We start from the raw sequence: 18,604 nt of genomic DNA, 5'->3' as shown, positions 1-18,604 counted from the left end.
CGAGCGTCCGGCGCCAGCCGTCAGGCGGGGTGCCAGCGGTTGCCCCACCGGCGGGTCACCCGCGTGCCCCACGTGTCGGCCAGGCGGTCGACGGCGTCCTGCACGGCGTCGGCCACCTGGTGGGCGTCGCCGTCGGCGTCGGCCATGAACCGCACCGTGATCCGCGCCTGCCCGCGCACGACGCCGACGTCCCACGACTCGACGGTGGCGAGCGCGCGGGCGGCGTCGCACGCGGCCGGCAGCACCGCCTCGGGGTCGACGCCGGGCTGCAGCGTCCCGACGGCGAGTGTCACGCGGTAGGAGGGCACCCGCCGATCCTGCCAGGACCCGGCGAGCGTCCGTCGTCGTCGTCCTGGTGGGGGAGGGCGACGACGCGGGACGCTCGTGCTCCGGCCGGTCCTGCACCGGCTCGACCACCAGCGAGATCGCCGGACCAGGCCCGTGCGAGCCGTGGAGCATCGCGCGGCTAGGGTCGGCACGTGACCACCCCTGACGGCCGGCGCTCGACGCCGGCCAGCGCGCGCGCCGGCGGCGCCCTCGCCCGCGTCCCCGCCCCGCTGCTGTTCGTCGTCTCGGGCCTGACGCTCTACGTCGGCGCGGCCGTGGCGGTGGGGCTCTTCGACACCCTGGGCGCTCCCGCGGTGGGGTGGTGGCGGATCCTGCTGTCCGCCGTCGTGCTGCTGGCGTGGCGCCGGCCGTGGCGCCGGCGGTGGACCGGGCGCGAGCTGGCCTGGGCCGCGGCGTTCGGCATCGCGCTGTCGGCGATGAACGTCGTGTTCTACGTGGGCATCGACCACCTGCCGCTGGGCGTCGCCGTCGCGCTGGAGTTCTGCGGGCCGGTGGCCGTCGCCGCGATCACCGGCCGCGGCTGGGCCGAGCGCGGCGCGATCCTCGTGGCAGCGGGCGGGGTGGTGCTGCTCGCCGGGGTGACGCTCGAGTCCGGCCTGCCGCGACAGGACGTCGTGATCGGCCTCGCGGCGATCGGCGCCGCGGCGGTGTGCTGGGCCGGCTACATCGTGCTCGGCAAGCGCGTGGCCGGGGCGGGCTCCGGGATCGACAGCCTCGCCGTCGGGATGGCGGCGGGCGCGCTGGTGTTCGCGCCGGTGTTCGCCCGCACGGCCGGCGACGTCGTCACCGACCCGCGGGTGCTGGTGTTCCTGCTCGTGGTGGCGATCTGCTCGTCGGTGGTGCCGTACGTGCTCGACCAGGTGGTGCTGCGGCGCGTCGGCACCGCCGCGTTCTCGGTGCTGACGGCGCTGCTGCCCGCCACCGCCGTCGTCGTCGGGGCCGTGGTGCTGCGGCAGATCCCGACGTGGCCCGAGATCGCCGGCCTGGCGCTGGTGTCCGGGGCGATCGCGATGACCGCCCGTGCGCGCGTGTGAGGACCGGTGCTGCGAACCCGTCGTCGGGCATCGACCTGGGTCTGGTTCCTGGCGCGTCGGCGCGGCTTTGGCGCTGGAGGGGTCGTCCGGGTAACCTGACGGCCACGGTGCTGTGGTGGGTCTTTCGGTCCATCAGCGGCCACCCGTGAGGAGACGTCGCATAGTCAGGTCTAGTGCGCCACCCTGCTAAGGTGGTAACGGGGCAACCCGTTCGCGGGTTCAAATCCCGCCGTCTCCGCCAGGAAGGCCTCGGATGCCAAGAGCCCGGGGCCTTTTCTGTTGCCCGGGGGCCCTTTCGTGCCGAGGTGCTCGCCCTGATCACCCGCCCTGATGGCCGCCCGCCGCGCTGCTGGTGGGGTGCGTCACGTCGGGCGGATCCGGTTTGGGGGAACCGGCCCGGTCGGGTAATGTTCTCGTCGGCCGGTCAGCCGGAAGGCAGACAAGCCACGCGCCCGTAGCTCAACGGATAGAGCATCTGACTACGGATCAGAAGGTTGGGGGTTCGAATCCCTCCGGGCGCACGCTCCCTACGAAGGCCCCGCACCCCCGGTGCGGGGCCTTCTCCCTTGTGCCGGGAACCGCGCTCGCCCAGGTCGGACGGCATTCCCTCGGCGCTGACGATCCCGTCGGCGCCGCCAGCCGGGGCCGTGCGCGGCCTCGATCCAAGTCCGTCGACGGACGCTCCCGCCGCGGCGGGGACACACCGGGGCAGGGGCAGGACACAGCGGCGGGCACACGACGCCGTGTCCGGCGGGGACCACCGTGCGGCGCCCCGGCGCATTGTGGGTCGGGCCCGGCGGACACCGCACCAGTCCGGTGCATGCCCCGCCTTCCCGCCCCGTCCCTGCGGCCCGCCGCCAGCCACGGGCGCCTGCAGGAGCCGCTGCCGCGCATCCCCGCCTGGTCGGCATCCGCCGCAGCACCTAACGCCCGATCACCCCGCGTCGACACACTGTCGCTCCGGCCGCCCCGATGCCCGGACCTGCCCGCCCGGAGCCGGCTGGATACGTCGATTCCGCGGCCGCGGCCGCCGTGCTCGACCGGCCGGTGGCGCTGCTCGTGCGCTGGGCGAGCACCCGACCCGAGCAGCTGCCGCCGCACGTCGTGATCGACGGCGCCCCCAATTTCGACCCCACCACCCCCGTCGGCGCAGCCGCCGGCTCCGGAGCCCACGCATGAGCAACTGGTCCAAGCCCTACGTCACCGTCCGCGACGCCACCGGCCAGCCGGTCGCCCGGCAGCTGCCCGACCCGCTGCCCTTCGACCCCGGAGCCAGCGCGCACCCCGACGGGCTGACCGTCGCCGACCTCGGGCCGCCCGCCGTCAGCGCACTGGAGGTGCGCTGGCGCACCCCTGCGCACGCCAACCCGCGCAAGCGTCGGGAATCCACGGACGACCTCTGGCTGGTCGCCCTGGCCGCGAGCCTTCCTCGCCGGCGGCACCGGCTGGTCACCCGACTCGCGCGGCCTGCCCCAGCTCGCCGACGCGGCCGTCGTATTCGTCGACCACAGCGATGAAGCCGCGGCCACCAGGTAACGTCACGCACTCCTCCCATCCGCTCTGCCGGGCGGTCCCACGCCGGCCAGGGACGACACGGCGCGGCCACTGCGCCTCAGTTAGGCAACGGGACCGTTTGCGCCGTGGACAACCGCGAGGAGCGCCGCAGCTAGCACACCGAGGCTGAGATGGCTGCCTTCGTAAGGCAGCAGCACCACCCCTACGACGCAGCCGACCTCGACGAAGACACCCATACCTACCTCGACTAGCGCATGCCCTGCTGGAACGTACCCGAAGCGCGCTGGCAGGTCGGGACCGAAAGGAGCGCCATGGTCACCGACTCGATGACGGCGAGCTCAGCGCCTCAGTTCGGCCGACGACGACGAGCCAGGTCGTCGCCGTAGTCGTCGCCGTACTGGACTGCATCCGCCTGGCGGGTGAACGGCGCGTTGTGTACGAAGATGCTGGCCCCAGACGGTTCCTGACATGTTCCCCGCGACTCCAGGAGAATGCGCAGCGGCGGCTGAACGACTCGCCTCGCTTCACACCGCACCCGCACCGTGCCGTAGCGCCGGGCCGCGCTGGTCGCCGCTACATGTACGGCTTCCACTGGTCGAGCACGTCCTCGAGCAGGTTGTAGTGGGCGTAAAGCTCACCGAGCGACGCGTTGCACCCGTCCGACTTCGCAGGCGACGAGTCCTGACCGCAGGCGCCGGTGAGATCGACGGCGCTGATAGCGTCCAGCTGGCCGAGCGTACTGTTGTACAGCGAGCTCATCTCGGCCGGCGGGGTCAGCGCGCGCAGGTCTCGGCCAGCGTTGCTGGCGCTCATCACGATGGTCTGCTCGCGCAGGTAGCAGGAGTAGGCGTTGGCCTGGTCGACCGGGTCGTCCGACTCGAGCACCCACAGTATCCGGCACTCGCCGGAGCCGTCGATGGTCTCCCGCCAGTCGCTCTCCTGCCCGGCGATGATCGATGCCAGCTGCTCGGGCGTGGACGTCTGGGGGGTGGGTGTTTCGGCGGGAGCGGACGAGGTGGTCTCCGCGGCGGGCTGCGTTGCCGCGGGGACCGACGTGTCGCCGCCGGAGCATCCGCTCAGAGCCATGACCGCCATCGCCGCCGTCGCGACGAGCGTTCCTGCGCGCATCCGCATCCCCCTATGTCCATGACCTTGTCCGCGCACCCGAATGGTCTGGCCGGCTGCGCCGACGGCGATGCTACCGACCTGGCCGGATCGCGATCCGAAGCGATCCACCTCACGCGCGCCGGGATGAGGGCATGACGGCTCTGGCTCGAGCACGCCGGGTAGGCGCGTTGATGCCCGCGGCTTCGGCACCCACCAGGGGGAGTGCGCCGACTCGGTGCCCTAGCGGCAGCGGGGATGCGTGACCAGTGCGGACACGCGGCGCCTGGTGCACGCGGCGACACGGCGACTCCTGCGACCGGGTCGCGAACCCTGCTCGGAGCCCCTGGTAGCAGCGCCCCACGTAGGAGGCATGGCACGCACGTACCCCCGCTGACGACCCGGACCTCGACGGCGTGGAGCCGCTGCTGAGCATCGACACCGTGGCCGCCTACCTCGGCGTGCCGGTGGCGACCATCGACGACTGGCGCGTGGACGGCAAGGGCCCGCGCGCGGTCCGCATCGGCCGGCACCTGAAGTTCCTGCGATCGGACGTGTGGGACTGGGTCGCCACCGGGCGCGAGACCGTGCCCGGCCTGCTGCCCGACGGTATGGCCCGGCCATGAGCCGGCCGCGCACCCCGATCGGCACGTTCGGGGCCATCGGGTTCGACGCGCTGCCCCAAGGCCGTTGGCGTGGTCACGCACACGCAGGGTGGCGACGGTGCCGTCGTCCCGGTGGACAGGTCACCTTCGTTGACGGCGCCTACGACGCGCTCACCCGCAGCGGCAGCACATGGTGACCACTGCTGAGTCCACGGACTGCAGGACTCGAGCACGCTCCCGCCAGAACGGCTGGAGCGTGCTCGATCCTCTCTGCCATCAGGTGCGAGCCCAGCTGTGCTTGGTGCGGAGGTGGGAAGACTCGACGCCGTCCAGCACCGCTACCGCAACCAGCGTCGCTACCAGCGCCGCGCCGACCACTATCGATGGAAGCAAGGACCCGACCAGGCCGATAGCCGCACAGCCGGCAATTCCTGCCACCCGGCTGTAGGCCACCCGCCCCGTGGCCCGCAGGTGCAGAGCGAGCTGCGCTACGAGGAAGAGGGTGGGGCCAGCGGCCACCGCGAGCAATCGCGGTCCTTCGAGGGAATGCAATGGGTGGGCAATGACGATCTCATCGCCCACAGCGGTCAGGATGATCCCCCCGACGATCAACACATGGCCGTACGTGTAGATGTCGCGGGCACGCCCGGTACGAGTCGATTCGGCCTCGAGTGACTGCTCTCCGACTCGGCTGGTCGAGACGAAGTAGAGCCACCAGAGAGCAGCGGTGCCGGCGAATGCACTCGCAAGAGCGGCGATGGTGGCGATGTCCAGGTGATGTGCGCCGGTGGTCACTCCGGTCAGCACGATCGTCTCGCCGAGCGCCGCGATCACGAACAGTCCGAACCGTTCGGTGAAGTGTCCGGAGGCGATACGCCAGGAGCCTGCCGCCAGGCGAGGCCGACGCGGAAGAGGGAACATGGCGAGCGGAGCGACATAGTCCAGAGCGAGCGCCAGGATCCAGAGCCATGTTCTTGGGCCGCCCTCTGCAAGGCCACCGGCAACCCAGAACGACCCAGCTATCAAGAACCAGACGAGGATGCGCGCAGCGTGCTCTCGTTCGATCGTCCCGCGCCGCGCCGCCACCAACGTGAGGAACGCGTGGCGTCCGACCTGGATGGCGAGATATGCGGCGGCGAAGAGCAGTCCGCGGTCACCGAAGGCGTCGGGGATGGCGATCGCCATCAGCAAGCTCCCCGCCATCAGCGCGATCAGGAGGAAGCGGACTGGGTTGGTGTTCGGATTCAGCTCGTTCGTCGCCCAGGTGGTGTAGTTCCACGACCACCAGACTGCGAGCAGGACGATCGCGGCCTGACCCGCTCCGACCCATGTGAGGCGATCGAGCACGAGGTGCGAGATCTGGGTGATCGAGAAGACGAAGACGAGGTCGTAGAACAGCTCCAGCGTCGCGGCGCGCTGGGTCTCAGCATCGTCGCGGCGCTGGAGCTGTCCGGTCACCACGGCAGGATGCCCTCGCGGTCAGTGGCCGTTCCGGTGGGTGCGTTCGCACCCAGCATGGCCATCCGCACTGCCGCCTCGGCACCTTCTTCGATGCTCTGCCCGACATGGCCGGTGAAGTCCGTCGCGGTCTGCCCGGGGTCGACAGCGTTGAAGTGGACGTCCGGGATCGTCTTGGCGTACTGCGTGGTGAGCATGGTGACGGCGCTCTTCGAGGATCCGTAGGCGGCGAGCGTGTACTGCGACTCGACGCGAGCCGGGTCCTGCGTCAACGCGAACGACCCCATGCCGCTCGTGATGTTGATCACCGACGGATCCGTCCCCCGCCGCAGCAGTGGCAGGAACGCGTGGGTGACCCGCACGACTCCGAACACGTTGGTCTCATACACAGGCCGAAGCTGCTCCGCCGTCATGTCCTCCGGCGCTGCCACCTCGCCGAGGATGCCGGCGTTGTTGATGAGGATGTCCAGGCGACCTACGTGCTCGCGCATCACGGCCGCGGCGGCTTCGACCGATGCGTCGTCCGTGACGTCGAGCGGGACGTGGCGGGCGCCGAGGTGATCAGCGGCTTCCTGCCCGTCAGCAGGGTTGCGGGCGCCGATCCAGACGTCCTGCCCCGCCTCGACCAGTCGACGGGCGATCTCGTAGCCGAGCCCCCGGTTTCCCCCGGTGATCAGTGTCGTCGTCATCGCACAGCTTCCTTTCGATGGTGTCGGAGCCGCTGCGCTCAGGCGGCGGGTCGGAACGGACGGAGCAGGCGAATGCCGTCCTCCACGGAACCTTGGATCAGCTCGAGCATCTTCGGCACGAGAGCGGCCATCCGCGGCGCCTGAAGGTGGGCTTCCAGAAGCGCCCTGCTCTCCCAGCGCTCGTAGATGACGAACACGCCGGGCTGCCCATCCACCTCGTGGGCCTCGTAGTCGATGTTGCCGGGATCGTCACGCGACGGCGTGACTGCCGCCGTGATGAACGCCTTGAGCTCTTCCTCCCGACCGGGCTTCGCCTTGGCGTCCCAGAGGACGGTCACGTATCCATCAGATGTCGCGGTCATTCAGCTTTCCCTACGCCGGAGATCGTCGAGAGGCGGATACCAGGCTCGACGCGCCTTCCGTTACAGATACCACCTGTAACGGAACGGCCAGTGTGGACGGTAGGGGACGACAGCGTTACAGTCAATATCTGTAAACTAAGGCGCGCCGAGAGGCGGGAGGAGTGATCGTGCTGAGCGAGGACCCGAGGGGCGAGGAGCCGGCGCCGACCACCGGGCGCCCCCGCGACCCAGCAATCGAAGAGGCGATCATCGCGTCGACCCGCAAGCTCCTTGCGACCAAGGGTTACTCGTCGATGACCATCCGGGACATCGTCACGGACGCCGGCGTCACCCGCCCGACGCTCTACCGACGCTGGTCCGACAAGTACGCGCTCGTCCTCGACGCCCTGCGGTACGGCCTGCGCAAGCAGCGCGAGGCGTATCCGCCGCTCGACCTCGAGCAGCTCGGCCCTCGAGATGCGATGGTCGAGGCGGTGCGTCGGCTCGATCCGCGGTACCACAACCCGCGCGCCATGACGCTGCACGGCAACTTCATGGCGGAAGCGGAACGCGCACCGGGTCTGCATGCGCAGATGAGGGAGCTCGCCAATCAGCCGCGCTGCCAAGAGCTCGCGGACGTTCTGGCGAACCTCCAGGCCCGTGGCGCTGTCCGCTCAGAAGTCGACGTCGACATGGTCGCGACGCTCTGCTTCGGTAGCTACTTCGCCGACTTCAACCGGTATGGACGCGAGGTCCCCGCCGACTTCGCCGAGCGAGTCGTCGCCTCGCTGTGGCCGGCTATCGCCGCGCAGGACGAGGCGGGCCAGGCGTAGCGCACGGCCAGTCGCGGAGCCGGCCGATAGGCGCGCCATGTCCTCGCGGTCTTGGCCGCGCCGGCGGCGGCGAAGAGGGCGGCGACGTGGTTCAAGGGTGCAGTCCTGCCCTACCCGGTCACCGACGCGACGTTCGACACCGGGTCGTACCAGGACTTCGCGGGGGTGCACTTCGGCGTCCGCTGCTAGGGCTCGCTCCTGTCGGGTTCCGGGCCGACGTAACGGCCACGGGGGCGAAGCCGCAACGGCTTCTCGTCATACTCGGCGATGGCATGGGCTATCCAGCCGACGGTCCGTCCGGCGGCGAAGAGGAGGGACCCGGCGTCGTCGTCCATGCCCGTGGCGATGGTGAGCGCGGCGAGTGCCAGATCGAAGTTCGGATGCAGCCCGGTGGGCGCCATCACCTCGCGCAGCGCAGTCACCGCGTCTGCGAGTGCGGGGGCGATCTCGTCCGTCACCGTGAACAGATGGGCGGCTCGTGCGTCGGTGCGCGGGTAGAGCGGCTGTCCGAAGCCCGGCACGTGCCCGCCGAGCAGTCGTAGCTGGCGCCGGACCGCGACGTCGGCGGCCGTGCCGTCGAGGACGTCGCGGAGGAGCTGGGCGGCGCGGTGGCTCGCGATCCCGTGCAGCGGCGAGTCGAACGCGCCGAGGGCTGCTGTGACGATCGCGTAGCCGGAGGCCCGCGCTGATGCGGCGACCCGCGCGGCCATCGTGGATACCGGGAGGTCGTGGTCGATGGCAAGGATCATCGCGGTGTTGACGGCCGCAAGTTCCCGCTTCGACGGCGCTGACCCCTGTAGCGCGACCCAGAGCGCGCCCGGCACGGTTTGGTCCGGGACCATGGGGACGGGGCTGCCGACGACCTGCGGCAGCGCGGCGGTGATGATCGCACCGACACGCCGCAGCGCGCCCGGTGCGACGTCGTCGCGGAGGGGGTCTGCGGCGGCGAGCCCGCGCACCGCGACGACCGCTCGATCGATCCAGGACGCTCCCGGTGGGAGCGCCTCGGTGGCCCGGCGGGCGGGCGTGATGAACTCCGCTGGGGCGGTCAGTCGCCGCGAGGGGTCGAGCGGGTTGCCCCAGAGCCAGGCGGCGACCGCGTCGAAGGCGGTGCTGGCGGCGAGCTCCGACGCGAGCCGGCCGCGGTAGAAGAGGTCACCGTCGTCGATGTTCGCGATGTCGGTGTCGAGGACCATGAGCGGTCGCCCGCCCCCCACCGCGACGGGTGCCGTCGGAGGGCCGGGGCGTGGCGGCACGTGTTCGTCGCGTCGCGAACGCCTCGATCTCGAGCGGGTCGAAGAGGGACCCGTTCGCCGTGCGGGTGCGTTCGAGCAGCCCGCGGGACACGTATGCGTAGAGCGTCTCCGGTTTCACGCCGAGGCGTGCCGCGGCCTGCTGCGCGGTGAGCAGGGGCATCCCGAGTGGTGCTTCCACATTGATCCGATCAACGTTGACGCCTTTCGATCAAGTATCCACACTGATGCCGACCCGAGGAAGGGGCGACCATGGGCGTGCAGATCGACCGGATGAACGACGACCTCATCGCAGTGCCGCGCGGCCTGACCAACGTCGCGGTGACCGAGACCGCGATCAGCGATGTGCGCGGACTCGAGGGGTACTACCAGTACCGAGAGCACTCCGCGACTGAGCTGGCGCGAACGCGGACGCTCGAGGAGGTCTCACACCTCTTCCTCTACGGCGCGTTGCCGGACCGTGACGCCCTGGCCCGGTTCACGCAGGACCTCACGGCAGCTCAGCGCGGCGACGACCTGGCGGCGGTCATCGATGCCGTCGCGTCCGCGGGCACCGACGTCCTCTCCGGGGCAAAGGCGGCGTGGCCGCTGCTCGCCGGGCGGCGACGGATGCGACCGCTCTACGACCTCACGCGTGACCAACGCCGCGCCGACGCGCTTGCCTTGGTTGCGGTGCTCCCACTGATCCTCACCAGTCTCTGGCAACGTGGCCACGGCGCGGGGGCGGCCGAGCCGCTCCCGGAGCGTGGCGTCGTCGCGAACTATCTGCACCAGCTCACAGGTAGGGTCCCCACTGCAGCGGAGGAACGAGCGCTCACCGCGTACCTGGTCGCGGTGATCGACCACGGCCTGAACGCGTCGACGTTCACCGCCCGCGTCATCGCCTCCACGGCCGCAGATGTCGCGTCGGCCCTCGCCGGCGCGCTCGGCGCGCTCTCGGGTCCGCTCCACGGCGGAGCACCCTCCCGGGTCCTCGACGCGCTGGACCAGCTCTCGTCGCCAGCCGACGTCGAGGCGTGGATCAGGGGGGAGCTGGCGGCTGGGCGACGGCTCATGGGGTTCGGGCACGCGATCTACCGAACCCGGGACCCCCGATCGGAGCTGCTCAAGGAGATCGCGATCGGCCTCGGCGGCGACCGGGTCGACCTCGCGCTGCATCTTGAGGAGCAGGCGGAACAGGCGCTCGCCCGCTCGAAGCCGGGCCGAGCGCTGCACGCCAACGTCGAGTTCTACGCCGCGGTCGTGCTCGAACGCGTCGGTGTGCCGCGAGACATGTTCACCCCCACGTTCGCGCTCGCCCGCACTATCGGATGGGCGGCACACGTACTCGAACAGGCCGACGACCCGAAGATCATCCGCCCCTCCGCCCGGTACGTCGGACCAGCGCTCGCCAGCCCCGCGACGGCTCCAGCGACAGCGCCGCGATGACCAAGCCGTCAGGTTCCATCCCGCCGAATCGAACGGTCGCCGGCGCAGCCGTCGGCAGGCGGCGCTCAGTGCCGCCCGCAAGGGAAAGACCCGACCACGCGGACGAGGTGACCGTCCGACGCGCGGACCTTTCGGGCGCCGACCGGAACCATGTTGCGCGTCTGCTCGAGGCGTACCTGTGGCAGACCGAGCGCGAGAAGGCCGACCATCTGGGGGTTACGCCACCGACCAGCGGCCAGCTTCCGAAGAGCTACCGGGCGGAGATCGCGCGACCCGAAAGCGCGTTCGTCGACGCCGTGGTGTTCCTGGCTGAGCTGAACGGGGCGGCCGTGGGAGTTGCCGTCGCGAAGCCCGAGGCGGGTGCAACCGAGATCAAGCGGCTGTGGGCAGATCCGCAGGTGCGCGGTCGGGGCGTCGGGTCTGCGCTGATCGACGCGGTGCTGCGCGAGGCGCCGGGCGCCGTCCGCCTCACCGTGTGGAGCTGGCGGACGCAGGCGCAGCGGCTGTACCTGTCACGGCAGTTCGCTGTCGTTCCGTCCTGGGATCCCCGGCCCGGTCTGGTGTGCATGTTCCGTCCGGAGGCGGTGGACCCCGGCCGACGGTGACGAGCCTGGACGACGTCGTTCGTGCACGTTCGCAGGGCGGCAGGCGGCACATCCGCCGCGTCAGGAAGCAGGGGGACGTCGTCGCGCGCCACCGGTCAGTCGTCCGTCGCCGAGACCAGGCCGACCCGGTAGGCGAGCACGACCGCCTGCACCCTGTCGCGCAGGTGGAGCTTGGCGAGTATCCGGGACACGTACGTCTTGACCGTCTCTGGCGTGATGACGAGCTCTGTCGCGATCTCCGCGTTCGACAGCCCGGCGGCGAGATGCTGGAACACCTCCAGCTCGCGCGGGGTCAGGTGGCGGAGGACCTCGTCCCTCGCGGGGCGGGACGAGTGCGTCGGCCGCACCCGCTCGGCGAAGCGGCCGATGAGGGTGCGGGTCACGGTCGGGGCCAGCAGAGACTCGCCCCGAGCGATCGTCCGGACGGCATCGACCAGATCGGCGGGAGGCGCGTCCTTGAGCAGGAACCCGCTCGCCCCGGCGCGCAGCGCCTCATAGACGTACTCGTCGACGTTGAAGGTGGTCACCATCAGCACCTTGACCGGCCGTGGGGCGTCCGGTCCCGCGATCTGCCGTGTCGCCTCGATGCCGTCCAGCACGGGCATCCGGATGTCCATGACCACGACGTCGGGGCGCAGCCTGCGCGCGGCCTCGACGGCTGCACGCCCGTCCTCCGCCTCACCGACGACCTCCATGTCCGCCTGCGCGGAGAAGATCGTGACGTAACCGACCCGAACCAGCTCCTGGTCCTCGCACACCAGGACCCGGATCGGGGGCTCTCGCGTCGTCGACGAAGCGGTCATGGGCTGCTCCTGGTCGGGATCGTGGGGATCACGGCGCGCAGGCGGAACCCGCCCTCGGGCGTCGGGCCGGCCTCCAGGTCACCGTCGAGGAGGCGGACGCGCTCGCGGAGACCGGCGATGCCGCGCCCGGCAGGTGGTGACACCGCCGTCGCGGCGGGCCGCGCCGGCGAAGGGGTGCCGGAGGTGGCCGCCGACGAGGCGGGGTAGCAGGTCACCTCGATCTCGAGGTGCTCGGGGCTGTGCCGCAGGGGGACCGTGGTCGGTCGCCCGGGGGCGTGTCGGAGCGCGTTGGTGAGGCCCTCCTGCATCACCCGGTAGGCGGCGAGCCCGACGGCGTCCGGCACGGTCCGCCGTCTACCCTCCTCGCTCCACTCCACCGGCTGGCCCGACCGGCGGGCCTGCTCGACGAGGTCGCCCACACGGCCGAGGACGGGCGCCCGCCCCGAGGACGCCGACTCGCCGGTCGCCTCCAGCACACCCAGCAGGTGCCGCAGCTCGGTCAGCGCGAGCCGTCCGGTGTCGCTGATCGCGACGAGCCCGTCGACGGCGCGATCCGGTCGGACGGACACGAGGTACTGCGTGGCGTCGGCCTGCACCACCATCGCCGTCACGTGGTGCGTCACCACGTCGTGCAGCTCCCGCGCGATCCGAGCCCGCTCGTCCGACCTCGCCACGGCGGCAGCCAGGCGCCGGCGCTCGAGCTCTTCGGCCCGCCAGCGGCGCACCCCGGTGCCGGCCATCCAGATCACCACCAGGACGAGGTAGAAGGCGAGGAAGGCTGGGATCCGGGTGGGCGAGCCCAGTCCAGACAGCGTGGCCACGAGGACGGCATAGCCGACAGTCGCCAGCGCGGCCCTGCTGCGGCGGAGCCTCGCCAGGTGCGCCCCGGCGCTGTACACCGCGACGTAGAGGCCGACGCTCGCGAACGTCGGCGGGTAGGCCAGAACCTGGTTGAGGGCGAAGGCGCCGCCGACGACCGTCAGGCACGCCCGGGGCGACGACGGCGGACCGCAAGGGGTGCGCACTGGAGCAGGAGCAGCGTCACCGCGAGCGCGTCCCGCGGCCGCTCGGGCAGGTCGCCGAGCTCGACGCCGATCGTCGAGAGCGTCGGGACGAAACCGAGCCCGCCGAGGACGACCGCCAACACCGTGTCCTGGACGCCCGGCCGGCTCGCGAGCCATCGTCCGGGCGGTGGACCGGGGCGCGTGACCCGGTCGGCGGCGGAGGTGGCAGGCACCGCCCGAGCCTACGGGCGACGGCGTGCCGCCGGGACGAGCGTGCCACGTCGGCGGGCCAGCACGAGCATCGGGACGGCCAGCAGCACCCCCACCGTCACGGTCACCAGCGAGCCCTCGATCCCGAAGGCGCCGCCCGTGAGCAGGGCCGGGCCGGAGACGTCCGCGACCAGCAGACCCTGTCCCGCGTGGCCCGAGACGGGCAGGCCGAGCAGCGCGACGGTGGCGTTCCAGGCGAGGTGCAGCCCGATGACGAACCACAGGTTGCGACGCCAGAGGAACGCGGCGCCGAGCAGGCCACCGGCCTCGATCGTGATCGCCAGCGCGGTCCACGGGGTGGCGCCCGGGTTGAGCAGGTGCACCAGACCGAAGAACAGGGCGGTGACCAGCAGCGCGCCCCAGCTGCCGGCGAGACGCTCGACGGCCTGCAGCCCGAAGCCGCGGAACATGAGCTCCTCGGTGACCGCGACGCCGAGCATGACGGTGAGCACCGGGGCCACCACGGCAGGGACGTCTGTGCCGGCGCCGCGGAACGTGTAACCGCCGAGAGCGGTGACGATGGAGGCCGATGCCGCCACGAAGCCCAGACCGAGCACGGCACCCAGCAGCGCCTCGGAGACGGCACGGCGGGCGGCGATCTCGGGAGTCGGGCGCCGGGCGACGAATCGCATGACGACGCGGTAGACGATGACCGCCAGCACCGCGCCCAGCACGGGGACCACGGTGAGCGGTTCGCGCTGCGCGGTCAGACCCGCGACCGCGCCGACGCCGACCGCGCCCGTCAGCGCCCACGTCAGCGGGTACCGGAAGAAGCGGGCTACCCGGCCGCCGCCGGCGGCCCTCGAGGCGTCCGGTCGGGATGTCGTGGTCGTCGTGCTCATCAGGGCCTCCGTCGCTCGGTGGCCGCTCGGACCGGCGACCAGCAGCAACGCTAGGAACACCCGGGCAACGGCGAATCACCCCGAGGTGGGCAGCCCGCGTGGCTCTCTCGGGGGAGAACAGGCCGAGCCGGCCGGAGAGGACCCGCACGTGCGGCAGGGCGGCCGCACGTGCGGCCACGTCGTCGAACCCGCACCGGTCAGGGCCGGCGTCGGCGGCTCGTTCGAAGGGATGCACTGGGGACCGCAACCTGGCGTGCAGGTGTCCGCCGCGGTCACAGCGGCCCCAGCGCCCGCCCGGGGTCGGTGTCGAGAGCGAGAGTCTCGAGCACCTGAGACAGTGCGTGCTCTTCGTAGCGGAAGTGGTTCTCCATGATCGCTGCGATGCCTTCCAGGTGCTGGTCCAGCTGCGGGGGCGAGGCGGCCGCCTCGACCGCCGCCTGCAGCCCGGACAGCAGGTGGGCGATCATCGAGTGGTCCTGCTCCAGCAGGCGCAGCGTCGGGCCCAGGTGGGGGTGGGCGGCCGCGATCGCCGGGAACAGCTCACGGTCCTCGCCCTCGTGGTGCCCCGTCAGGGCGGTGCAGAACCGTGGCAGAACAGCAGCAGGTCTCGGCTCGCCTGCTCGGCCGGTGCTCCACGGCCGAGCGCGGCTCGGGTGACCTGCAGCGCCTCACGCAGGCGTGCGTGCACCCCGCGCAGCTCGTGGCTCCAGGCGATCAGCCTGGTCTTCTCGCCCTCAGTCACGCGAGGGCGAAGGCGACGACGTCATCATGTCGCAGTCCTTCGTGTCCCACGCCTCCATGCCTGGCACGGTCTGCCACCGGCACGCGACGCTGCCGTCACGGTAGCGCACCACCGCGACGAGCCGCGCCAGGGCCTCCCGACCGTGCCCGGAGACGATCGTCCGGGCGACGCCCTCGGGTCGGCCGAGCGTCACGGGTCCACCCGTGACCGCCGGCTCGGCACGCATCGCCGAGCGCGCGCGACGTCGCTCCCGAGCCGACCTGACCGGGCCTGCACCACGGACAGGCGTCGACGCAGCGTGACGGCTACCGCCACACCTGCAGCTGCCGCGTGAAGGGGGAGGACGACGAGCTGTACACCGCGCGGTGTCGCTCGACGAGCGCGTCGACCTCCGGGCTGCCGGGGGCCGACACGGGTCTCCATCGCGTCCGCGAGGGCGCGCTCGCGGTCGGTGACGGCGTCCGTGACTGCTTGCCACTTCTCCGGGCTGCGGGAGGCCGAGCGTTCGGCGTGCTGCCGCCGCTGCACCGTGTCCCCGTAGAGGCGGCGGGCTCCCGTGGACCAGCCCGGGTCCCAGTCGGGCCCGAAGATCGCCGCCTGCTGCTCGACCGTCAGCAGCAGCCAACGCTCGTGGGCGTCGAGCGTCGGCACGTCGACGTCCGGGCCGTCCAGCACGGCCCGGATGTCGTCCAGGCCGAGACCGATCTCCCGGTAGGCGGCGAGGACGGCGCTCGATCGAGGCGTGGTCGGCGTGGTCTGCGTGGCCTCAGGCCGGTTCGGTCAGGGGGCGAAGGGCGTCGGCGCACGCGGAGAGACTGGACTGCAAGCGCTGCCGTTCGGCCGCGGCCAGTCCTGCCAGCATGGTCTGCTCCACCTGTGCGACCGCCTGACTAGCCGCAGTCAGCAGCTCGCGGCCGGCCGGGGTGAGCTGCGAGGGCATCGCCCGCCCCCGCCTGGCCTCGGCGGGGCGGGCCAGCAGCCCGCGCTGCTCCAGCCCGTGCAGCACCGAGTGCATGGACTGCCGGGTGACGAAAGCCCCCCGGGCGAGCTCGGCGGCGGACAGCCCCGGCCGCTGACCGAGCAGCTCGAGGCACGCGTACTGCGGCACGGTCAGCGAGAGGGGGCGCAGCGCGACGTCCATCGATGCCCGCAGCGCCGCGGCGGCGCGCTTGAGGGTGTAGCCGACCGAGGTGTCGAGGTCTACCTGCGGTTCGCTCATGTCAGGAGTCTGACATACAGTCGGCATGTCAAAGTCCTGACATCAAGGAGTGTCCATGCCTACCGTCACCGGTCCCGACTTCATCGCCCTGCAGGTGCGCGACGTCGACGCCGCCGCAAGGTTCTACGAGACCCGCCTGGGGTTGCGGCGCGCGCCCATGAGTCCGCCGGGCGCCGTCGTCTTCACCACCACCCCGATCGCCTTCGCGGTCCGGGCCCCGTTGCCCGGGACGGATCTGGAGGCGATCGACCCGCGCCCCGGCGCCGGTGTCGCTCTGTGGCTGCACGCCAGTGACGCCCAGGGGCTGCACGACGAGCTCGCGGCGGCCGGGGTGGTGATCCTCGCGGCACCGACCGACGGCCCCTTCGGCCTAACCTTCACCTTCGCCGACCCCGACGGGTACGCGATCACGGTCCACGACCAGCGATGACAGCGTGGCCGTCCGCCCGGCGACCGTGAGCCGGCGCAGGGTGGGCGCCACACTCTGCCCCGGGACGATCGATCGCAGGGATGTGCGGGCGGCTGGCCTCGGCGAACCCGAGCCGGCCGTCGACGACGGCGTGGCGCAGCCGGGGGACCACGAGCGGACCGCTGCGGCGGGGGATGTCCCCCGAGCCGGGCGGGGGAGGGCGGCGGCAGGCTCGGGGGAGCCGCCCATGGGACGCGTCGTGCCAGGTCACGAGGCTGGACACGTCAGCGTCCCCCACCCCGGAGGCCTCCCGTGGTCAGCCTCGCCCCACCGCCCAGCACGTCGACCGTCGCGCCGCCCGGCCGGGCCGTCGGTCCCGCGCCCACCACCGCCCGGCTGCAGCCTCGCCGCGACGTGTTCGTCGACGCCGTGCGCGCCATCGGCACCACGTGCGTCGTCGTGCTGCACTGGCTGATGGCCGAGGCCGCCTGGGACGGGCGGACGCTGCAGGTCGGCAACGCCCTCGGGCACGGGTGGGCGTGGGTGCTCACCTGGGTGGGGCAGGCCCTGCCGCTGCTGTTCTTCGCGGCCGGCGCCGCAGCCGCCTACGAGCGGGCGGCCGGCGTGCCGGGCGTCGCGCCCCGGTGGCCCGTGGTCGTGGGGCGGCGGGTGCGGGCGGTCGTCCGGCCCGTCGCGGCGTTCGCGGTGGCGTGGGCCGTGGCTGTGGGCGCCCTGCTCGCCGCCGGTGTGCCGCACGACGCCGTGCTGCGGCTGGCGCGGATGGCGCCGCAGCTGCTGTGGTTCCTGGGCCTGTGGGTCGTGCTCCTCGCGGTCGTGCCGATGCTGCAGGCGGCCTGGCGGCGGTGGCGCTGGCGGGCGCTGGCCGTCGCGGTGGCCCTCCCGCTCGGCGTCGACCTGCTGCGCTTCACCGCCGGCGCCGACCGGCTGGCGTGGGCGAACCTGCTGCTCGTGTGGACCGTGCCGTTCCTGGCGGGCATCGCCTACGCCACCGACCGGGCGGCTCGCCGCCCCGCGGCCGGCGGCGGGCGCGCAGTCCTCGCGCTCGGCGTCCTCGCCGGGCTGGCGGCGATGGTGCTGCTGGTCCTGCTCGGTCCGTACCCGCCGAGCATGGTCGGCATGCCGGGCGACGCGATCTCCAACCTCGGCCCGCCCACGGCCCCGGTGGTCGCCCAGGCCGTCGCGCAGGTCTGCGCCGTCGTCCTGCTGCGGCCGGTCCTTGTGCGCTGGGCGCGCTCGGCTCGCGGCGGCGCCGTGGTGCGGGGGCTCGCCCGCCGCGCCATGACCGTCTACCTGTGGCACCTGACGGCGATGTTCACCGTGGTCGGGGTGGTGCTGGTCGGCATGGGCCACCGGCTGCCCGAGCCCTGGAGCGCCGACTGGTGGGCGAGCCTGCCCACGTGGTTCGCCGCCTACGGGCTCGTGCTGGTCGGCCTGGTGGCGCTGTTCGGGCGGTTCGAGCGCCACCGCACCTGATGCGCGTCGCACGGATGCGCCGCCTGCCGCCAGCCCGCCCCCTCGGCTCACGACGTCCCGGTCCCCGCGGCGAGGGCCATGGCGCGACGGACCCGGGCGGCGGGGAGGCGCCCGTCCGGGCCGGGCGCCAGGGGCGCCACGGGGACCCGCGCGGCGACCTGGCGCAGCACCCGACGGGGAAGGGCGTCGCCGACGACGACGATGCCGTCGACCCGACCGACCATGGAGCGCACGCGCTCCTCGCGACCGGGTCCGCGAGCCACCGCCACCGTGACCGCGAGGCCGGCCTCCCAGGCGGCCAGCTCGAGGTCCGGCAGCGCGCCGACCGCCGCGGGCCCGAGCACCACGCCGACCATGCCGGTGCGCTGGGACGCCAGGCCCCGTGCGGCGGCGGACGGGACGTAGGCGAGCTCGGCGATCGCCGCCGGGACCGCCGCGCGCGCCACCGGGCTCGCACGCTCGTCGTCGTTGAGGACCCGCGACACGGTGGATGTCGAGTAGCCGGACCGGCGCGCGACGTCGCCCAGCGTGGGCGCCCGCCGCACCCCGTGGTCACGCCTCGCCGTCATGCTGCACCCGAGGTGCCGCACCCGTCATGGCCCGCCACG

At 72.4% G+C, this 18,604-nt stretch carries 26 protein-coding genes and 2 tRNA genes; 12 read left to right on the top strand and 16 right to left on the bottom strand.

The window, feature by feature from the left end:
* Positions 1–20 precede the first annotated feature (20 nt).
* Positions 21–308, bottom strand: a complete 288-nt coding sequence (locus tag GSF02_RS02985; RefSeq protein ID WP_159792602.1) for a hypothetical protein — start codon at positions 306–308, stop codon at positions 21–23.
* Positions 309–479: 171 nt separating this feature from the next.
* Between GSF02_RS02985 and GSF02_RS02980 the strand changes: the two genes are divergently transcribed.
* The 5 genes from GSF02_RS02980 (at position 480) to GSF02_RS02960 (ending at position 2,899) form a co-directional block, all read left to right on the top strand.
* On the top strand, positions 480–1,382 hold the full coding sequence (locus tag GSF02_RS02980; protein WP_159792600.1) for an EamA family transporter: 903 nt from the start codon (positions 480–482) through the stop codon (positions 1,380–1,382).
* 149 nt (positions 1,383–1,531) lie between these two features.
* Positions 1,532–1,623: transfer RNA gene (locus GSF02_RS02975), tRNA-Ser, on the top strand.
* 207 nt (positions 1,624–1,830) lie between these two features.
* Positions 1,831–1,903: transfer RNA gene (locus tag GSF02_RS02970), tRNA-Arg, on the top strand.
* Between the two features lie 451 nt (positions 1,904–2,354).
* Positions 2,355–2,561 (top strand): hypothetical protein, encoded by a 207-nt coding sequence (locus tag GSF02_RS02965; protein WP_159792598.1) that lies wholly within the window; start codon positions 2,355–2,357, stop codon positions 2,559–2,561.
* On the top strand, positions 2,558–2,899 hold the full coding sequence (locus GSF02_RS02960) for a hypothetical protein (RefSeq protein WP_159792596.1): 342 nt from the start codon (positions 2,558–2,560) through the stop codon (positions 2,897–2,899). The genes GSF02_RS02965 and GSF02_RS02960 overlap by 4 nt, the downstream gene beginning before the upstream one ends.
* A gap of 571 nt (positions 2,900–3,470) precedes the next feature.
* On the opposite strand, the gene GSF02_RS02955 is transcribed toward GSF02_RS02960, so the two are convergent.
* Positions 3,471–4,025, bottom strand: a complete 555-nt coding sequence (locus GSF02_RS02955; protein WP_159792594.1) for a hypothetical protein — start codon at positions 4,023–4,025, stop codon at positions 3,471–3,473.
* A gap of 392 nt (positions 4,026–4,417) precedes the next feature.
* On the opposite strand from GSF02_RS02955, the gene GSF02_RS02950 reads away from it, so the two are divergent.
* Entirely contained in the window at positions 4,418–4,627 is a 210-nt protein-coding gene (locus GSF02_RS02950; RefSeq protein ID WP_235915327.1) for a helix-turn-helix transcriptional regulator, read from the top strand.
* Between the two features lie 255 nt (positions 4,628–4,882).
* Here the strand turns inward: GSF02_RS02950 and GSF02_RS02945 are convergent, their stop codons facing one another.
* From GSF02_RS02945 to GSF02_RS02935, 3 genes are read right to left on the bottom strand one after another with little or no spacing between them, the layout of a single operon-like run.
* Positions 4,883–6,064, bottom strand: coding sequence for a low temperature requirement protein A (locus tag GSF02_RS02945; protein WP_159792592.1), 1,182 nt, complete (start codon positions 6,062–6,064; stop codon positions 4,883–4,885).
* Entirely contained in the window at positions 6,061–6,753 is a 693-nt protein-coding gene (locus GSF02_RS02940) for an SDR family NAD(P)-dependent oxidoreductase (protein ID WP_159792590.1), read from the bottom strand. Before GSF02_RS02940 ends, GSF02_RS02945 begins: the two co-directional genes overlap by 4 nt.
* A gap of 38 nt (positions 6,754–6,791) precedes the next feature.
* The gene (locus tag GSF02_RS02935) at positions 6,792–7,091 is read right to left on the bottom strand and encodes a putative quinol monooxygenase (RefSeq protein WP_201308758.1); all 300 of its coding nucleotides are present in this window, start codon (positions 7,089–7,091) and stop codon (positions 6,792–6,794) included.
* 191 nt (positions 7,092–7,282) lie between these two features.
* Here GSF02_RS02935 and GSF02_RS02930 point away from each other — a divergent pair, with 191 nt between their 5' ends.
* A complete protein-coding gene (locus tag GSF02_RS02930; RefSeq protein WP_201308757.1) occupies positions 7,283–7,927 on the top strand; it encodes a TetR/AcrR family transcriptional regulator in 645 nt (214 codons plus the stop codon).
* A 51-nt stretch (positions 7,928–7,978) separates the two neighbouring features.
* Complete coding sequence (locus GSF02_RS02925; RefSeq protein ID WP_159792586.1) at positions 7,979–8,116, top strand: hypothetical protein; 138 nt, start codon at positions 7,979–7,981, stop codon at positions 8,114–8,116.
* Here the strand turns inward: GSF02_RS02925 and GSF02_RS02920 are convergent.
* Complete coding sequence (locus GSF02_RS02920) at positions 8,113–9,123, bottom strand: citrate/2-methylcitrate synthase (protein WP_235915326.1); 1,011 nt, start codon at positions 9,121–9,123, stop codon at positions 8,113–8,115. The two genes, GSF02_RS02925 and GSF02_RS02920, sit on opposite strands and share 4 nt — an antisense overlap.
* Entirely contained in the window at positions 9,083–9,343 is a 261-nt protein-coding gene (locus tag GSF02_RS18715; protein WP_235915325.1) for a helix-turn-helix domain-containing protein, read from the bottom strand. Before GSF02_RS18715 ends, GSF02_RS02920 begins: the two co-directional genes overlap by 41 nt.
* Before the next feature lie 89 nt (positions 9,344–9,432).
* On the opposite strand from GSF02_RS18715, the gene GSF02_RS02915 reads away from it, so the two are divergent.
* Both GSF02_RS02915 and GSF02_RS02910 read left to right on the top strand, forming a co-directional pair.
* Positions 9,433–10,608: a citrate/2-methylcitrate synthase gene (locus tag GSF02_RS02915; protein WP_235915324.1), complete on the top strand. Its 1,176-nt coding sequence runs from the start codon at positions 9,433–9,435 to the stop codon at positions 10,606–10,608.
* Complete coding sequence (locus GSF02_RS02910; protein WP_159792584.1) at positions 10,605–11,213, top strand: GNAT family N-acetyltransferase; 609 nt, start codon at positions 10,605–10,607, stop codon at positions 11,211–11,213. Before GSF02_RS02915 ends, GSF02_RS02910 begins: the two co-directional genes overlap by 4 nt.
* A 95-nt stretch (positions 11,214–11,308) precedes the next feature.
* On the opposite strand, the gene GSF02_RS02905 is transcribed toward GSF02_RS02910, so the two are convergent.
* The 8 genes from GSF02_RS02905 to GSF02_RS02875 form a co-directional block, all read right to left on the bottom strand.
* The gene (locus GSF02_RS02905) at positions 11,309–12,016 is read right to left on the bottom strand and encodes a response regulator (protein ID WP_159792582.1); all 708 of its coding nucleotides are present in this window, start codon (positions 12,014–12,016) and stop codon (positions 11,309–11,311) included.
* Positions 12,013–13,041 carry a sensor histidine kinase gene (locus GSF02_RS02900; RefSeq protein ID WP_201308756.1) on the bottom strand — a complete coding sequence of 343 codons (1,029 nt, stop codon included), beginning with the start codon at positions 13,039–13,041 and terminating at the stop codon, positions 12,013–12,015. The genes GSF02_RS02905 and GSF02_RS02900 overlap by 4 nt, the downstream gene beginning before the upstream one ends.
* Positions 12,996–13,253: a DUF7134 domain-containing protein gene (locus tag GSF02_RS18495; protein WP_201308755.1), complete on the bottom strand. Its 258-nt coding sequence runs from the start codon at positions 13,251–13,253 to the stop codon at positions 12,996–12,998. The genes GSF02_RS02900 and GSF02_RS18495 overlap by 46 nt, the downstream gene beginning before the upstream one ends.
* Before the next feature lie 9 nt (positions 13,254–13,262).
* Positions 13,263–14,132: a CPBP family intramembrane glutamic endopeptidase gene (locus GSF02_RS02895; RefSeq protein ID WP_159792580.1), complete on the bottom strand. Its 870-nt coding sequence runs from the start codon at positions 14,130–14,132 to the stop codon at positions 13,263–13,265.
* A gap of 272 nt (positions 14,133–14,404) precedes the next feature.
* Positions 14,405–14,671, bottom strand: a complete 267-nt coding sequence (locus GSF02_RS18710) for a hemerythrin domain-containing protein (RefSeq protein WP_235915335.1) — start codon at positions 14,669–14,671, stop codon at positions 14,405–14,407.
* A gap of 29 nt (positions 14,672–14,700) precedes the next feature.
* Positions 14,701–14,874 carry a hypothetical protein gene (locus tag GSF02_RS18705; RefSeq protein WP_235915323.1) on the bottom strand — a complete coding sequence of 58 codons (174 nt, stop codon included), beginning with the start codon at positions 14,872–14,874 and terminating at the stop codon, positions 14,701–14,703.
* Positions 14,867–15,067, bottom strand: coding sequence for a hypothetical protein (locus GSF02_RS02885; protein ID WP_159792578.1), 201 nt, complete (start codon positions 15,065–15,067; stop codon positions 14,867–14,869). The genes GSF02_RS18705 and GSF02_RS02885 overlap by 8 nt, the downstream gene beginning before the upstream one ends.
* A gap of 573 nt (positions 15,068–15,640) precedes the next feature.
* Positions 15,641–16,093: a MarR family winged helix-turn-helix transcriptional regulator gene (locus GSF02_RS02875; protein WP_159792574.1), complete on the bottom strand. Its 453-nt coding sequence runs from the start codon at positions 16,091–16,093 to the stop codon at positions 15,641–15,643.
* A 55-nt stretch (positions 16,094–16,148) separates the two neighbouring features.
* On the opposite strand from GSF02_RS02875, the gene GSF02_RS02870 reads away from it, so the two are divergent.
* Both GSF02_RS02870 and GSF02_RS02865 read left to right on the top strand, forming a co-directional pair.
* Positions 16,149–16,523: a VOC family protein gene (locus tag GSF02_RS02870; protein ID WP_159792572.1), complete on the top strand. Its 375-nt coding sequence runs from the start codon at positions 16,149–16,151 to the stop codon at positions 16,521–16,523.
* Between the two features lie 291 nt (positions 16,524–16,814).
* Positions 16,815–17,996 (top strand): acyltransferase family protein, encoded by a 1,182-nt coding sequence (locus GSF02_RS02865; protein ID WP_159792570.1) that lies wholly within the window; start codon positions 16,815–16,817, stop codon positions 17,994–17,996.
* A 47-nt stretch (positions 17,997–18,043) separates the two neighbouring features.
* Here the strand turns inward: GSF02_RS02865 and GSF02_RS02860 are convergent, their stop codons facing one another.
* The gene (locus tag GSF02_RS02860) at positions 18,044–18,565 is read right to left on the bottom strand and encodes a LacI family DNA-binding transcriptional regulator (RefSeq protein WP_159792568.1); all 522 of its coding nucleotides are present in this window, start codon (positions 18,563–18,565) and stop codon (positions 18,044–18,046) included.
* Positions 18,566–18,604 lie beyond the last annotated feature (39 nt).

The organism is Puerhibacterium puerhi (genome assembly GCF_009846865.1).
GTDB classification, from domain to species: Bacteria; Actinomycetota; Actinomycetes; order Actinomycetales; family Cellulomonadaceae; genus Puerhibacterium; species Puerhibacterium puerhi.
The sequence above is the reverse complement of the archived record's forward strand: the minus strand, read 5'-3'. Positions and strand labels throughout refer to the sequence as shown.

What these genes read in the sequence shown, in the direction of transcription:
- GSF02_RS02965 (WP_159792598.1), top strand. Translation starts at nt 2,355, where the DNA reads ATGCCCGGACCTGCCCGCCCGGAGCCGGCTGGATACGTCGATTCCGCG.
- GSF02_RS02960 (WP_159792596.1), top strand. Translation starts at nt 2,558, where the DNA reads ATGAGCAACTGGTCCAAGCCCTACGTCACCGTCCGCGACGCCACCGGC.
- GSF02_RS02955 (WP_159792594.1), bottom strand. Translation starts at nt 4,025, where the DNA reads ATGCGCGCAGGAACGCTCGTCGCGACGGCGGCGATGGCGGTCATGGCT.
- GSF02_RS02940 (WP_159792590.1), bottom strand. Translation starts at nt 6,753, where the DNA reads ATGACGACGACACTGATCACCGGGGGAAACCGGGGGCTCGGCTACGAG.
- GSF02_RS02920 (WP_235915326.1), bottom strand. Translation starts at nt 9,123, where the DNA reads ATGGTCCTCGACACCGACATCGCGAACATCGACGACGGTGACCTCTTC.
- GSF02_RS18715 (WP_235915325.1), bottom strand. Translation starts at nt 9,343, where the DNA reads ATGCCCCTGCTCACCGCGCAGCAGGCCGCGGCACGCCTCGGCGTGAAA.
- GSF02_RS02915 (WP_235915324.1), top strand. Translation starts at nt 9,433, where the DNA reads ATGGGCGTGCAGATCGACCGGATGAACGACGACCTCATCGCAGTGCCG.
- GSF02_RS02910 (WP_159792584.1), top strand. Translation starts at nt 10,605, where the DNA reads ATGACCAAGCCGTCAGGTTCCATCCCGCCGAATCGAACGGTCGCCGGC.
- GSF02_RS02905 (WP_159792582.1), bottom strand. Translation starts at nt 12,016, where the DNA reads ATGACCGCTTCGTCGACGACGCGAGAGCCCCCGATCCGGGTCCTGGTG.
- GSF02_RS02895 (WP_159792580.1), bottom strand. Translation starts at nt 14,132, where the DNA reads ATGAGCACGACGACCACGACATCCCGACCGGACGCCTCGAGGGCCGCC.
- GSF02_RS02875 (WP_159792574.1), bottom strand. Translation starts at nt 16,093, where the DNA reads ATGAGCGAACCGCAGGTAGACCTCGACACCTCGGTCGGCTACACCCTC.
- GSF02_RS02870 (WP_159792572.1), top strand. Translation starts at nt 16,149, where the DNA reads ATGCCTACCGTCACCGGTCCCGACTTCATCGCCCTGCAGGTGCGCGAC.
- GSF02_RS02860 (WP_159792568.1), bottom strand. Translation starts at nt 18,565, where the DNA reads ATGACGGCGAGGCGTGACCACGGGGTGCGGCGGGCGCCCACGCTGGGC.